The sequence below is a fragment of the Nocardiopsis sp. NPDC055879 genome, assembly GCF_053615935.1.
Genome location: NZ_JBSHCT010000001.1, coordinates 118,034 through 131,443 on the forward strand (window position 1 = coordinate 118,034; position 13,410 = coordinate 131,443).

Annotated in this window: 12 protein-coding genes; 5 read left to right on the plus strand and 7 right to left on the minus strand. The window is 66.7% G+C overall.

Features of this window, described 5'->3' with window-relative positions; genetic code table 11:
- Positions 1 to 138: 138 nt before the first annotated feature.
- Both ACWGKS_RS00495 and ACWGKS_RS00500 read right to left on the minus strand, forming a co-directional pair.
- The gene (locus ACWGKS_RS00495; RefSeq protein WP_358507338.1) at positions 139 to 390 is read right to left on the minus strand and encodes a DUF397 domain-containing protein; all 252 of its coding nucleotides are present in this window, start codon (positions 388 to 390) and stop codon (positions 139 to 141) included.
- The gene (locus tag ACWGKS_RS00500; protein ID WP_358507340.1) at positions 387 to 1,244 is read right to left on the minus strand and encodes a helix-turn-helix domain-containing protein; all 858 of its coding nucleotides are present in this window, start codon (positions 1,242 to 1,244) and stop codon (positions 387 to 389) included. Before ACWGKS_RS00500 ends, ACWGKS_RS00495 begins: the two co-directional genes overlap by 4 nt.
- A gap of 221 nt (positions 1,245 to 1,465) precedes the next feature.
- Between ACWGKS_RS00500 and ACWGKS_RS00505 the strand changes: the two genes are divergently transcribed.
- Together ACWGKS_RS00505 and ACWGKS_RS00510 are read left to right on the plus strand one after the other, a co-directional pair.
- Complete coding sequence (locus ACWGKS_RS00505; RefSeq protein ID WP_358507342.1) at positions 1,466 to 2,023, plus strand: ATP-binding protein; 558 nt, start codon at positions 1,466 to 1,468, stop codon at positions 2,021 to 2,023.
- A 105-nt stretch (positions 2,024 to 2,128) separates the two neighbouring features.
- A complete protein-coding gene (locus ACWGKS_RS00510) occupies positions 2,129 to 2,524 on the plus strand; it encodes a hypothetical protein (protein WP_358507344.1) in 396 nt (131 codons plus the stop codon).
- 473 nt (positions 2,525 to 2,997) lie between these two features.
- Here ACWGKS_RS00510 and ACWGKS_RS00515 read toward each other — a convergent pair whose 3' ends face one another.
- A complete protein-coding gene (locus tag ACWGKS_RS00515; protein WP_358507346.1) occupies positions 2,998 to 4,554 on the minus strand; it encodes a hypothetical protein in 1,557 nt (518 codons plus the stop codon).
- 518 nt (positions 4,555 to 5,072) lie between these two features.
- On the opposite strand from ACWGKS_RS00515, the gene ACWGKS_RS00520 reads away from it, so the two are divergent.
- Entirely contained in the window at positions 5,073 to 5,675 is a 603-nt protein-coding gene (locus ACWGKS_RS00520) for a DUF7691 family protein (protein ID WP_358507348.1), read from the plus strand.
- Between the two features lie 144 nt (positions 5,676 to 5,819).
- Positions 5,820 to 7,583 (plus strand): SpoIIE family protein phosphatase, encoded by a 1,764-nt coding sequence (locus ACWGKS_RS00525; RefSeq protein ID WP_452521337.1) that lies wholly within the window; start codon positions 5,820 to 5,822, stop codon positions 7,581 to 7,583.
- A 196-nt stretch (positions 7,584 to 7,779) separates the two neighbouring features.
- Here ACWGKS_RS00525 and ACWGKS_RS00530 read toward each other — a convergent pair whose 3' ends face one another.
- Entirely contained in the window at positions 7,780 to 8,007 is a 228-nt protein-coding gene (locus tag ACWGKS_RS00530) for a hypothetical protein (RefSeq protein WP_358507352.1), read from the minus strand.
- Positions 8,008 to 8,491: 484 nt separating this feature from the next.
- On the opposite strand from ACWGKS_RS00530, the gene ACWGKS_RS00535 reads away from it, so the two are divergent.
- A complete protein-coding gene (locus ACWGKS_RS00535; protein WP_358507355.1) occupies positions 8,492 to 9,676 on the plus strand; it encodes a DNRLRE domain-containing protein in 1,185 nt (394 codons plus the stop codon).
- 217 nt (positions 9,677 to 9,893) lie between these two features.
- On the opposite strand, the gene ACWGKS_RS00540 is transcribed toward ACWGKS_RS00535, so the two are convergent.
- The 3 genes from ACWGKS_RS00540 to ACWGKS_RS00550 form a co-directional block, all read right to left on the minus strand.
- Positions 9,894 to 10,523 carry a hypothetical protein gene (locus ACWGKS_RS00540; RefSeq protein WP_358507357.1) on the minus strand — a complete coding sequence of 210 codons (630 nt, stop codon included), beginning with the start codon at positions 10,521 to 10,523 and terminating at the stop codon, positions 9,894 to 9,896.
- 89 nt (positions 10,524 to 10,612) lie between these two features.
- Positions 10,613 to 11,407 carry a helix-turn-helix domain-containing protein gene (locus ACWGKS_RS00545; protein ID WP_358507359.1) on the minus strand — a complete coding sequence of 265 codons (795 nt, stop codon included), beginning with the start codon at positions 11,405 to 11,407 and terminating at the stop codon, positions 10,613 to 10,615.
- Positions 11,408 to 11,465: 58 nt separating this feature from the next.
- Positions 11,466 to 13,355: a PASTA domain-containing protein gene (locus ACWGKS_RS00550; protein WP_452457048.1), complete on the minus strand. Its 1,890-nt coding sequence runs from the start codon at positions 13,353 to 13,355 to the stop codon at positions 11,466 to 11,468.
- Positions 13,356 to 13,410 lie beyond the last annotated feature (55 nt).

Sequence of the window (13,410 nt, forward strand, 5' to 3'; positions counted from 1 at the left end):
CCACGGCGTAAGGGGACACGACACCGCCTTAACGCGCGCAGCGGAGACAGCAACGATCACGCGGCGGGAAAGGGGAAGGCCCGAGCCTGGTCTCTAGCCCGGGCCGTACTCGCTTTAGGGAAGTCGGTGTTGGTGGTCCTAGCGGGAGAGAGCTGAGGAGAGGAAGCCGGTCCACTCGGGGGCGGGGAAGGGGAGGTATCCGGCGGTGGGGTGCCTGGAGTCGCGGATGGCCGCGCCGCAGGGGAGTTCGGCGACCTCAACACAGTTCTGAGCGTGTCCGCTGTAGCTGCTCTTCTGGAAGTTCGTGGGAATGTGAGCGACCTCGACGCATTCGACCCGGTCACTGCTGTAACTGGATTTGAAGAACCTCAGCCCGGCTCTGGTGGTCATGTCAGTTTCTCCTGCTCCATGATCTGCTGGATGAACTGGGTGGTGCGCGAAGCTTGCAGCGCTGCTGAATTCAGGTGCGAGAAAATCGTGACATAGCGTTGCACGTCATCAGAATCTTGAGCAAAAAGGCTGGCTGTTGCAGATTCGGTGTAGGCGATGCAGGGATCAGCAGGGTTAGGGAAGTCCAACAAGACGAACGAACCAGACAACCCAGCGTGCATACCTGCATCAAAGGGCAACACCTGGATGTCCACGTTCTTTCTGGTTGCCATGTCCAGCAGGTGCTGTAGTTGTTCGCGCATGATCTCTGGATCGTCGAGTCGCCTTCTCAAGGCCGCTTCGTCGATCACAGCCCAAAAGTGCGGTGGCTGGTACCGGCCCAGGACTTGCTGGCGCTGTAGCCGGGCATCAACGTTGCGCCTGACCTCGTCATCCGAGTACGCACGTCCGCCTCGAAAGACGGATTCGCTGTACCTGGGGGTTTGTAGAAGACCAGGGACGACTTGGCACTGATAGGTCCGGATCATGGAGGCTTCGACCTCGAAGTCCGGTATGGCGTTATTGCCGAAGACGTCCTTGTAACTGGACCACCAGCCTTGTTCCTTGGACTCTTTCGCAAGCTCATGAAGCGCTGTACGGACATCGTCTGAGGCTCCGTACAGGCCAGCGAGGGCATCGATGTCCCGCGCCTTGATGCGGCGTGCGTCCGCACCCTCGATGTTGCTGAGTGTGGACTGAGGTACGTCTGCGGTTTTCGCAGCCACAGACAACTTCAATCCCTGTGACTCACGTAGTCGCCGAAGCTCGCGCGCCAGTCGTCGTCGACGCACTGTGGGGCTGAAGGGGCTGTGCATGGTGAGATTCTAGACCAAGTTCTTTTGGATTATCGTTGACAGTTCGATAATCGAGCAGCATCATGTAAGTATAGTCAGTGACCGGTGGATCACTCAGGGTTCATCTGCCCAGGCTATGCCTTGCCCGTTCCGCGCATCACGGCCTCCGTGAGACTCCTCCAACGGGTACTTCGCATGACCCCCGACTCATGTGTTCAGCCATGCCAAGGAGTGTGTTCGTCATGCCCGAAACCGCCCTCGCGCCCACCACTGTCCCGATCCAGGGTGAGGCCACGGTGCCGTTGGCTAGCTTCATCCGGCCCTTCCAGCGCCACTACTTCTCCGGGCTCCCGGAGCGTCCCAACTACCGGGCCCGTAGCTACGACTTTGCCGGAGTCCCCGCGCTGATGCCGCTGGTCCGAGCGTTCCTGGACACCTGCGCGGCCACCGAAACGGGCGACTACCGCTACCTGTTCACCCTGCTGGGCAGTGAACTCGCCAACAACGCGCTCCGACACAGCCTCTCCGGCCTACCTGGTGGCACCTACACCCTGCGGGTGCACCGCAACAAGGAAGGACTCCGCCTGACCTGCCATGACCGAGGGGGCCTGCGCACTCGCAACGCGCAACTCATCCCGGCCCCGGACGGGCTGAAACTGGGAGCCGAATCCGGACGCGGGCTGGCCATGGTCGACGCCTTCGCCACCAGCTGGGGTGACAACGGCAATGCCGAGTACCGCACCGTCTGGCTCTACCTGGCCTACGACCTCACCGACAGCGGCTGGCACAGCCACAACTAACGACATGTCTCGGACATGAGACGGGCCCAGGAGAGCGCGCCAACGCTCTTCCGGGCCCTGAACCCCCGAAACCCAACACGGTCATATGCAAGGAAAGAGGATCTGATGAACCACCCTATCCCCGCGCCGCGACGCCCCGTGGACACTCGCCCCACCCACTCCGCCGGCACGACCTTCACCCCCGCCCCTCGACGCCCGGTCCCCGCCACCGGCCCGGCCTACGCGTCCTGCGTTCACCGCACCTGCCGCACCCAGCGCGCCGGCACCTTGCCCCGCCTGGGTGGGCACCGCGCCGAGTTCGCCTTGGAGCACCACCAGGCCGCCGCTCTCCAAGCTCGTCACCGGGGCCTGATCACATGGTTCGGCGAGGCGACTCAATCGTTCTGGGTGGCCTCCGCGACCGGCATGTACGAGGCCACGACCTACGACGATCTGCTCGCCCACCTGTGGGCCCAATCCCAGAGCCGGCTACTGCCCCGGGACCTTCAGTTCCAACACTGATCCCGAAACCCCCACGCCCCGGCGCCACCTCCTCAGAGGCAGGTGCCGGGGCGGGACCCCAGACCCGGTCAGCACGAAACCGGCGCGAGATCGAGCCGGGAACCCGAGGTTCCGGATCGCCTCATGGGCCGACCGGAAACGTTCACCCGGTCCGTCGTTCACGTCGAAGAAGCTCAAACACGTCTCGTGCCGGGACTCGGTCGGACCGGGCTCGCTGACGATGGTCGTCGAGTAGGGCCACCAAGGAAACGTCAGGGCCCGGATCCGATGCGAGAACGATGGCCGCCGACCGGTCGATGTCGATACGCGGTCTCCCGCGGCCTTACCGAAGTGATCGAAGTGGTGGCCGCGTATCCGATGAACAACGCCGTGAGGGTGCTCGTCGGCCATCTCGGCCTTGTCCTCGCGAGTGGACGCCAACCGAACGGCTACCCCTCGCCGTGCGACCGACGAACCGCTCACCGGTATGCCGGCTACTCCGGCCAACGGCCAGAGCTGTGGTTCATCAGCGGAAGCCCGTCGGTGTGTACTCCGAGCACCACCGACCTCCCCGAGGAAAGGGACACCTCCAGCTCCTGGTAGAGCTGCTCGGTCCCCGTTCCCCGACTACCCAGCCAACCATTGGAGAACAGTGAGATGAAGTCGGAGCCGTTGAGGTAACGAGGGATCTCCCTCCGCCGGATGCGCTTGCCCTTCGCGTAACCCTCTTCTTCGGCGTTCTCGTGCAGGATCTCGAAGTGCTCCCGGCTGAAGTACATCCCGGAGGCGATCTCGACACCGGCGGACATGCGCGTCTGAGGAGCACAGAGCTTGATGAAACAGGGGGTGTCCACCAGACGGATGTCGTGATGGCGCGGGTTGGGGTCCCGGAACCGTTCATCGGTTTCCCGCATGCGATCGATCTGTTCGAGGAAGCGTGGGTCGACGCTGCTGTGCAGGCCGCCTCGCACGGTCTCCTCCAGCACCTTGTATTGGAGCATGACGAAGTTGCCACCGTGCGGGTTGTAGTAGACCAGGTCCACCCCCGTGGCATGTTCGACCGGGGTGCGATCGATGTTGGCCACCAGAAGCGACCTGGACTTGTACTTGTTGGTGAACACGCCCCAGGCCACGTAGTCGGACCGGTGAAAGGACCAGCCAGGCAGGTGGGTGGCGTCGAAGTCCACCAGCCACTTCTCCTGAGGGTTGTAGCGCCCTCCCTTCAGCGCACCGTTGACGCCGCTGAGGAACGGGTCCCCGTCACCGGTCGGACGCCAACTCAGCAGGTGCTCCCGGTCGATGTCGAAGGCCTCGAACAGCACACCGACGGCGTCCTTCTCCAGAGCGCGGACAGGCCGGTCCTTGATGTCGGGTTCTTCCAGGGCCAACCGTGTTTCGAGGGAGCGGATCCGCTCCGCCGCCTCGTCCGAGGTCGCGGCCAACTTGTTCAGGATCTTCTTGCCGGTGGCTGAGGGAATTCCTCGGTTGCGGTCGAAGGCGTCCCGCACGAGCTTGCCCAGGTGCGAGAAATGTTCCACCGGAATCGGTAGTGACAGGGCGGTGAAGTGGGAGACCTCGACCTTACGTTCGAAGGTTCCGGACTTTCCGATCGGTGCCACCAAACCCAGAGCCGCGATCGTACGGTGTTCAGGCCCGGGCCGCTCGTTGAGGAAAAGCCCCAGGTAGGTTCCGCGTTTCCACGATTCTGAGCCGCTGCGAACGGCGTACTGACCACTGTCGGTCCGGCCAGGGAGGAGAAATTCGTGCATCACGTCGGTGAGCGCCAAAGCAGCGAGGCTCGTCTCCGTGTCGTGCTGCTTCTGCTTCGGGAACTGCCCCTTTGCCTGGAGGTCACCGAAACGCTTCGAGTGGATATCGAAGGCCGCGAGCTCCTGGCCGATCTTCTCCGTGGTCTCGGTGCGTAGCACGCTTTCCGTGTGCAGGTCGACCAAGGTGAAGAGGGTGTCGTCGCTCGCGCCCCGAACCTCATCGATGACCGAGTACACCCAGTCGGCGACGGCGGAGACACCGACGACGGATCCTCGATTCATCCAATACCGTACCTCTGGCTCTTCAGTGGGAGAGAGCGAGAGAGACCACCCCGCGGCTTCGTGCCACTCGATCGATCCGCCACTGATGCCTCTGGGATAGGGGGAGCGTAGGAGCGCTCGCGCTGACCGCTCTGTGCTCGTACCTGAGGTTTCCAAAGGGCGCAGGCTCAGCGACGTGCTCAGGGCCGCGTAGACCCGTCCGACATAGGGTCTGTGATCGCTCATGTGGGGGTTTCTAGTGAGAGGATTATTCAACTGAATACGGGCTTCGGCGAGCCGGTCGGCCCCGTAGCCGTTTCGGGATCGTCGGTATTCGTTGGGCCCCACAGTTGTATCGTGTGATGGTCGTGTCCTGAAACACCGGGCGTGCGGCCGGAGGAGCGCTTCGGTGATCTGTGAGAGTTTCCCATCGCCGCATACGACACGGATGCCCTCTTTCGGTGCGCGTCGATCGTTGGTGACGGTAGGGGCCCAGGGGACAACCGGGAATGTCGGTGGCTGTCGGTAGCTTCCGGGGTATGAGTTTCGCGCTGATGCCCTACGTGGTCGACCTCGACGTTCTGAACGGATCCGTTGGATCCAAGGACGAAAAGCTGCGCCGGATGATCGGCGGGCGGTTCAGGCAGCACCTGGCCCACTTCGACTCCCAGTTCGATCATCTCATCGACGATGGTGGCCTTCCCATCTACGAGGCGATCCGCGCGGTCATCGACGGTGGACCCTTCGATGAGCGGTACAGCGTCATGTACAACTACGCCTTCAAATGGATCTGTGAGTTCCACGGTCGTTTCCTGGACAACTCGGACTTCTCTCCGATGAGGGCCGGATGGACCGCGAGGGTCGACGAGGGTTTGGCGGACCTGGGCGTGACCGCCGTCAGCGTCGAAGGCCTTGGCGCGGGGAGCGCCCCCTCGCCCATTCCGTACTCGTCCGAGGGGTTTCCCTTCTACGGCGAGTGGAGCCTGGCGGAGTGCGAGAAGGCCCTCGAACAGTGGAAGCAGGTCACCGAGGACCGGAAGGCCGCCATCGACCCCTACGTGCTGAAGGCCGCCGAGTCCTCCATGGGTTGGTGCGAGACCGCTGCCGCCGCAGGGCGGGGCGTGGCGGCCTTCTTCTACTGACCCGGGCTCCGACCGCCCCCGGGAGAAGGGCGGCCCACCGTCCGCCACGCCCCTTGCCTCCACCGGTCTCGGGAGCGGCGTCAATAGGCTTGGCGCCTATGTATCGGTGCTGGTCGTAGTGGGAAGGCTGGGGCGGCGTAGTCGATGGACAACGACGACGAGTTCTACGGCGGTTCCGCTCGACCGTCGGATGCCGAGGTCCCGTCCGTGACGGAGCGCCTCGGTCTGGGAGCCGAGCCGGACGAGAGCATGGATCGTTTCGCGAGCCTGGCCACGCACCTGCTCGAAGCCCCGGTGGTGGTCACACTGGCGGAGGAGGGCCGTCACGTCCTTCCCGGCCTGGTGGGGTTGGGAGAACCATGGTCCTCCTCCAGACAGGTGCCGCTGCCTCGCACGGAGGGAGCAGGTGCCCCATCCGCGAGCGAAGACGACCAAGACCTCTTCGCCTCCGTGGCGAGCGTGGCCCAAGCCCTCGGAGGGATCACCTGGATCGGGGCGCCGCTCGTCGACATGGAGGGGACCTTCCTGGGTTGCGTCCTCGCGATCGATACCGCCGAACGCACCTGGAGTGACAGGGAGATCAACGCACTGCGCGACCTGGCGCATGTGTGCGAGGCGGAGTTGCTCCTGCGCCTGTTCGTGGAGGAGAACGGAAAGTCCCGGCAACAGGACCAGCGCGCCTACGAACGCTCCCGAATGCTGATGCGTACCGCCGAGGAACTCGCCGGGGCCACGGATGTGACCCTGGTGCGGCGCAGCGTCAAGGCGCTGATCACCCTCGATCTGAGCACCGTCCGGGTGGAGTTGATGCTGGTCGAGGGTGACCGGCTATGCCGCGTCGTCGACTCCGAGGACCCCCCGGGTGCGGAAGCGGTCCATGCGGAATGCGCGTTGGACAGCGACTGGCCCGAGGCCCAGGCGGCGCGTACCGGAACCATCGTGGAGGTGCCCGATGCGGACGCCATCGCGAAGCTGTCCCCCGAGGTACGAGCCGGGTTCACCCGAATGGGGCTGGCCGGTGCGGTGTTCCTCCCCGTGCCCGTGGGCCGTGATCCCGTGGGTGTGCTCGTGTTGGGATGGGACGTGCCTCATCGAATGGAGGTCGTGGAACGCGCGTTGCTCGGTTCCCTGGCCGAATACGCCGCTCGTGCCGTGGAGCGGGTGTCATACGTGGCCCGCCGTGTCCAGGCCGCGCACATGATGCAGAAGGCCATGCTGACCGAGGTTCCTCGTATCGAAGGTTTGGAGATCGAGGCCCTTTACCGCCCCGCCGAGGGGGGAGCCACGGTGGGTGGTGACTGGTACGACGTCTTTCCCTTGGTCGACGACGAGAGCGGAACCCTGGCGATCACGATCGGCGACATCACCGGTCACAACCTCCGAGCGGCCATCTTCATGGGGCAGGTGCGCACCATGTTGCGGCAGGCCGACCTGGACCACCCCGACTATGGGCCCGCGCGGATCCTCTCGGCCTTCGAACACGCCAACCGAATACTGGGCCTGGGGGCCAGTGGCACGATGGTGCACGCCCACCTGAGGCCATGTTCCGAAAGGTGGCTGTTGACGTGGACCAACGCGGGCCACATGTGGCCCCTGGTCGCTTCTTCGGATGGGGTCGTCGAGGAGCTGACCGAGCATGGTCTGCTCTTCCATCCCGACCTTCCGGACCTGTCGCGCATCGACCACCAAAGACTCCTGGAGCCGGGCAGCACGTTGTTGATGTTCACCGACGGGCTGGTCGAGCATCGTGGCCTGGAGATGGACGTGTTCATCGCCCGCACCAAACGCATACTCGCGGCCGGTGTCGACAGCCCGCTGCCCGAACTGTTGCGACGGATCGTGGAGGAGAACGTCACCGGGACCGGTGAGGACGACATCGCGTTGCTGGCGGTACGGCTGGTGGGGTAGAAGCCTCTGTGGCCTGCCTTGTCTCACGGGTCGACTCAGGCGCGGGGGATAGTCGTCAGGTGGGGTGCCGAGGCCAGGCGGGTCGCTCCGGCCGGGGCGGGTTCCCTCTACCGGGCGGCCCGAAGACGCCGAAGGCGATCCCGGTCGTGTCCGGGATCGCCTTGGCCTGTCTCGGTTCCAGGCGAAGGGCGGGGCCTCAGCCGTTCTCCTTCTGGATCCGAGCCATGAGCATCCGCTTGCCCTGCTCACCGGCCTTCTGGTTGTTCTCCTGGATCCGACGGAACCAGCGGACGAGTTCCTCGTCGCCCTGGCTCTCCGCGTCCTTGATGTAGCCCTCCAGGCGCCAGACGTTCTCCAGCGACTGATGAAGGGCCCAGATCAGGTTGTAGTTCTTGTCCTTGATCGGGCTGGACGGCTCGGCCACGACGACCTCCTGGATGGCGCGTTCTCCCTTGTGGGGACCCGACTGCCCGGCCTCGTGGTCCGGTACACGTCACTTGGACGATGTCTCTCCGGTCTTGCCTCCCCTTGGTGTGAACACCGGTCTCGGTCGACGTGGTGTGCCGGCATGGGTGCCCGCTTCCGGGGCGGGCATGAGGCGCGTCCGGATTATCGATGGCGCGACAAAACCTTCCTGGGAAATCCGGGCTCGTCTGTTTCGGTTTTAATGCTGCTCCGAAATGGCTCCATGTGTGCGTGTCGGGCTGGTGCGATGTGGGCTTCCATCTGCGGTAGGGATGACTTTCGGTTTTCTGGTGGTGGTAATTCTGGTTTAGGTCGGTATTTATATATCCGGGGTTTGTGGGTGGCTGTGCGGATTTGGTAACTTCCTTGTTGTTGGAACGGGGCGAAAGGCCTCGCTCTGATTCTTTTTCGGACATAAATGGAATGTGTAGGCACCACCCGTAATGCGTCGTTCCCTGGCCCGTGCGACGGCGGCTTGCGCGGCCCACGCCCTGGCCTTCGCGTTGGGGACGTCGGTCGCTCCGGCCACAGCCGACGAGAAGCCCCCCGCCGAAGCCGGTGACACGGCCTCGGCCGGCACGGAATCCGGTCGGGTCGAAGCCGGTGACGTGTTCGCCGCCGTGCATTCCGATACCGAGCGGGTCGAGGTCGAGAGTGCCTCGTGGACCTACGTGGACCGTGCCTTCCCCGACCGCGCCTACGACGGCGCCCGGACCCCGAGCGTGGGCATCGGGCACCTCGAATGGGACCACGCCTACACCCGCAGGGCCCTGTTCCGATTCCCGGTCGAGTCCGCGCCCGGCAGCGTCGTGGAGTCCGCCGTGCTGCGCGCCGAAGTGGTGTGGTCCTACGACTGCGCCGGTGATTCCGTCCTGCAAGCGCATAGGGTCGACCCCTTCCACACCGGGTCCACATGGAACGATCAGCCGAAGGCCCGCGCCCTTCTCGACACCCGAAGTGTCACGGGCGGGCAGGCCGCCTGCCCGGTGAACGGCGGCGTGGAGTTCGACGTGACCGAGGCCTACCGGTGGGCCGTGCGGCGGGGTGAGTCCCACGTCCACCTGCTGCTCCGTGAGCGTGACGAGTCCCAGAGCGCGGCCTGGCGTCGTTTCGACGTCGAGGACGAACCACCGGTGCTGAGGGTCGACCACGGCGAGCCGCGGGCTCGGGCCAAGGCCGTCGCCCATGACGGGCGCGCCTTGGAACCCGCGCCCTCCCGAACCACGGAAGGCCTCACGTCTTCCGACGACCTCTCCCCAAGGGCGGGGGAGAGCGATGAAGTCCGTGTCCGCGACCTGGCCCCGGGCGGTCCACACCGGGTCGGCGGTGGGCCGGTCCGTTTCCGTCGGGGGGAACGCACCGGGCATCCGGCCGCTTCGGTTGATCGCCGCGGGCAGGTCGAGGACACGATTCCCATGGCTCGGGGGCCGCCCAGGACCACCCCGAAAGAAGAAGACGGCTTCTCTCCCGATGTGGCGCCCGTTCGGGCGGAAGGGACACGTCGGTGGCGGTCCGAGGGAGCAGGACGGACCGTTCCCGGAGCCTCGCGGTGGGGCGGGGTCCGGTGGTGGTCAGGGAGTCGTGTCATCGCCGCGCAGGTTACGGAGCAGGGTGACCGATCGCGGTAGCGACGCGCTCCGCGCCGATGAGAGAGGTGTTCGTCCCGAGATAGGACGTGTCCGAGGCAGAGTCTGGCGGGGCTCTGCGTCGGGAGGTCGAGGCGGCTCGGAACCGCCTGTGCGCGTGGGCACCGCACGGGAGGGTTCCGGGCCGCCACCGGTGTGTCGGGTGGATCGTTGTGGCCCACCTGTCCGCGCGATGGTCGGGTACGTCGACGGCGGAGGCTCAGACGACGACGGCCTCGGGGTGTTCGCGGGCGTAGGCGTCCTGACAGCCCTGGGAGCAGAACCCCAAACGCCGTCCGTCGTCCTCCATGACCAGGCTGTTCCTGCCGTCGGCCACGGTCATCCCGCAGATCGGGTCGGGCAGCCGACCCTCGGGTACCGGTGCGGAGGTTCCGCTCTCCCAGGCGGTGCGGAACTCCTCGGTGAGGAAGGCCAACACGTCGGCTCCGGTGGCCGGACGCCCGTCCAAACCGAGGCTGCCGTCCGGAACACCGTCGACCCGCACCCACAGGCTGCCGCGCGGACGCCGCCTGCCGTGGTGGTCGTCCAGCCGTTTCACGGCGGTGCGCACCAGGCCGATGAAGGTACCGGCGGCCTCCTCCCGCCACGCTTCGGGCACGGTGAGGGTGATGATGAGCGGCGGGGCGACGTCGTCGGGCAGGGGCCCGTCGCCGGTCCACCAGCCCCGTAGCTCCCGAAAGGCGATGTGGGTGGCGGTCCGCGCCCGGCGGATGGTCTCCGTCGCGTGTCCGTGGGCGTCGAGGAACAGGTCGACGACGGCGCGGGAGACCAGTTCACGATCATGGTCGTCCAGGCGCCCGGTCGGGTGGGCGATCTCGATGAGAAGCATGGGTCCGCCTTCCGCTGGGGGCGACCCGGTGGCCGCCGCTGGGATCCAGCCTGGTCGGGGTGGCGGCGGCGCGGCAATGACCTCGCAGGTCAAGCCTCGGAGGTCTCGCCGAGTTCGCGCAGGACACGGCGGGTGTGTTCGTTCGCGGGGAAGAAGGTCTCGATGGCGATCTCGTCGAGGGTGACGTCGCGCGGGGACCCGAACACGGTCACCGCGTAGACCAGGCTGAGCCGCCCGAACCCGGTGTCGAGCAGCATCGGCGCGACCAGGTCGCTCTCGGGCCCGGGCACCTCCTCGGTGGGTCGCGGCGGGGGCGGGTAACCCTCCAGTTCACGGAGCAGGTCCACGAGCGCGGGGTCGGCGGTGCGTTCGTACTGACGGCGTACCCGCCGCAGGGTGAGAGAGCGCCACTGGGCGTGGTTGACCAACTGGTGGGAGAGCCCATCGGGGTGCAGGGTGGCCCGCAGCATGTTCGGGCGCGGTTCGCGCAGTGCGGCCGGAACGGCCTGGAGGAAGCGCGACATGGCCCGGTTGGCGAGCAGTAGGTCCCAGCGGGCGTTGACGGCGACGGCCGGGTGGGGTTCGTGCCCGGACAGGACCGCGTCGACGGCACCGCGCACCGCGCCGAGATCGTCGAGGGGGCGTTCGGGGTGGGCGGGTGCGAACCCGGCGGCCAGGTACAGGTCGTTGCGTTCGCGCAAGGGGACGTCGAGTTCTTCGCAGAGCCGGTCGATCATGTCGCGGCTGGGGCTGGACCTGCCGGTTTCGAGGTAGCTCAGGTGCCGGGTGGAGACCTCGGCGGCGATGGACAGGTCGAGCTGGGACCGTCGACGGCGCTCACGCCAACGGCGCAGGTGGACTCCCACGGGTTCGTGTGCGTTCATCGCTCCAAGGTAGGGCGGGCCGGGGCGGCCCGGGGGGACCATCACCCGGCCGCCCGACTCAGCAGGTTCCGATCTCCTGCCAGGGACCCCACTCGGAGCTCTCCGGCGGTGAGACGTGGCCGGTCCACCAGATCGCCTCGTACTCGCGCCCCTCGTGGACGACCCGCGACCCCTCGGAGTAGTTTCTGCCCTCCGACCAGGGCTCGGAGGCGCACGTCGCGGGTTCGGGCGAGTCCGTCTCGGGCGACTCTTCCCCCGGCTCCCGGTGGTCTCCGTTCCGGGGGTCCCGGTCCGGGCCGTCGTCACCGCGGTCGTGCCGCTCGTTCCCCCGATCCGAGGTATCGTCTCGCGGTTGCTCGTCGAGGGTCTGGACATCTTCGTCCTCGGGGCCGGGCGAGACCGTCAGGACCACGGTGGACTCGGGCTCGACGATCGCTCCGGCGGTCGGGGACTGGGAGACGACCTCTCCTTCGGGGCTCTCCGACTCCTCGGACACCACCACCTCCGCGGCCAGACCGAGGGATCCGAGGGCCGCGAGGGCCTCCTCCTCGCTGCTTTCGACCAGGTCGGGCAGGGTAACGCCCTCGCTGACGGTGAGGGTCACGGGTGTGTCGTAGTCCACCGTCTCCTCCGCCTCGGGGTCGGTCTCCAGCACGGTCCCCGAGGGCACGGAGTCGGAGGCCTCCTGAGTGACCGTCACGTCCGTGAACCCGAGGTCGGCCAGGGCCTGACGGGCGTCCGCCTCGCGTTCGTCCACCAGATCGGGCATGGGCAGGCGCTCGGGGCCGATCGCCACCACGATGGTCACCGGGTCGTTCTCGGCGAGGGAGGCGCCCGGTTCGGGGGTGGTGGCGGCGACCAGACCCGCGTCCACGTCGTCGTCGTGGACCTGGTCGTAGGAGACGTCTGGGGAGACGGCGAGTCCGTCGATGTGTTCGGTGGCGTCCTCGGGGCTGATGCCGACCAGGTCGGGCATGGTGGCCACGACCGGTGTGGCCTCGGTTCCGTCGTCTGAGGAGGTGAGGGTCCAGGTCAGCAGCGCGGCCACGAGGAGGAACAGGACGACGCAGGCGGACGCGAGGAAGAGGGTGCGGCGGCGCCTCGTCTTCTGGGCCGGTGGCTCGTGCGCGGAACCGCCGGGACCTTCGGAGGGGTCCGTGGGGTCACCCGTGGAGGGGGCCGACGACGCGCCGGACGCGGCGTGTCGGCCGGGGGCGGCCGGGAGGCGTTCCCGTACTCGGCGAACCAGGGCCCGGTAGCGGCCCGCGTCGCGCGGGCGGTGGTCGGGGTCGGCCGCGGTGGCCTTGTCCACCAGCAGGGCGAACTCGTCGCCGGCCTCGAAGAGCGCGCCGTCGTCCTCCCCGGCGCCCGGCCCGGCGATCATGACGCGCAGCAGCTCTCCCACGGCTCGGACGTCCTCGCCGGGGTCCGTCATCGTTCGGGCGGGAGCGGTCACCAACGGCAGGAGGCGCACCGAACCGTCGTCGGCCAGGAACACGGTGTCGGGACCGACCGCGCCGTGCACCAGCCCTTGGTCGTGGAACTCCTCCAACAGCGACAGGAGGGTGTCGATCACGTCCAGGGCCTCGCGCCTGGAGACGCGTTCGCCGAACCGGCCGCCGACGATGTCCTTGAGCGGCTCGCCCGCGGGTACGTCGCAGACCACCCACGCGCGGCCGGCTTCGACTCCGTGGTCCCGGGTCCTTGGCAGGACGGGATGGTCGATCCCGCGGAGTCGTCCCCAACGCGTCGCGGGCTCGTCCGAGTGCTCGGTCACGGTCTCGTCGAGCAGGACGAGGACAGGCGTGTCGGCCACGAGGTCCCGGGCCTCGAACAGCAGTGTGTGGTCGTCCACGCGGATGCCGGCGGCGCACCGGTAACGGCCGGCCAGGGGCGCCGGGGGGACCGGGGGAGGGTACGCCGAGGAAGCGTGGGTGGAGGTCTCCATGAGGGGAATTCTATGGAGTCTGAAAGGTCTGATCTCCCACCTTTAGAGTGGAAAA

Bases quoted from the DNA above. Each gene is read 5' to 3' on its own strand.
- ACWGKS_RS00505 (WP_358507342.1), top strand. From the start codon at position 1,466: ATGCCCGAAACCGCCCTCGCGCCCACCACTGTCCCGATCCAGGGTGAG.
- ACWGKS_RS00510 (WP_358507344.1), top strand. From the start codon at position 2,129: ATGAACCACCCTATCCCCGCGCCGCGACGCCCCGTGGACACTCGCCCC.
- ACWGKS_RS00550 (WP_452457048.1), bottom strand. From the start codon at position 13,355: ATGGAGACCTCCACCCACGCTTCCTCGGCGTACCCTCCCCCGGTCCCC.
- ACWGKS_RS00525 (WP_452521337.1), top strand. From the start codon at position 5,820: ATGGACAACGACGACGAGTTCTACGGCGGTTCCGCTCGACCGTCGGAT.
- ACWGKS_RS00540 (WP_358507357.1), bottom strand. From the start codon at position 10,523: ATGCTTCTCATCGAGATCGCCCACCCGACCGGGCGCCTGGACGACCAT.
- ACWGKS_RS00500 (WP_358507340.1), bottom strand. From the start codon at position 1,244: ATGCACAGCCCCTTCAGCCCCACAGTGCGTCGACGACGACTGGCGCGC.
- ACWGKS_RS00535 (WP_358507355.1), top strand. From the start codon at position 8,492: ATGCGTCGTTCCCTGGCCCGTGCGACGGCGGCTTGCGCGGCCCACGCC.
- ACWGKS_RS00515 (WP_358507346.1), bottom strand. From the start codon at position 4,554: ATGAATCGAGGATCCGTCGTCGGTGTCTCCGCCGTCGCCGACTGGGTG.
- ACWGKS_RS00495 (WP_358507338.1), bottom strand. From the start codon at position 390: ATGACCACCAGAGCCGGGCTGAGGTTCTTCAAATCCAGTTACAGCAGT.
- ACWGKS_RS00545 (WP_358507359.1), bottom strand. From the start codon at position 11,407: ATGAACGCACACGAACCCGTGGGAGTCCACCTGCGCCGTTGGCGTGAG.
- ACWGKS_RS00520 (WP_358507348.1), top strand. From the start codon at position 5,073: ATGAGTTTCGCGCTGATGCCCTACGTGGTCGACCTCGACGTTCTGAAC.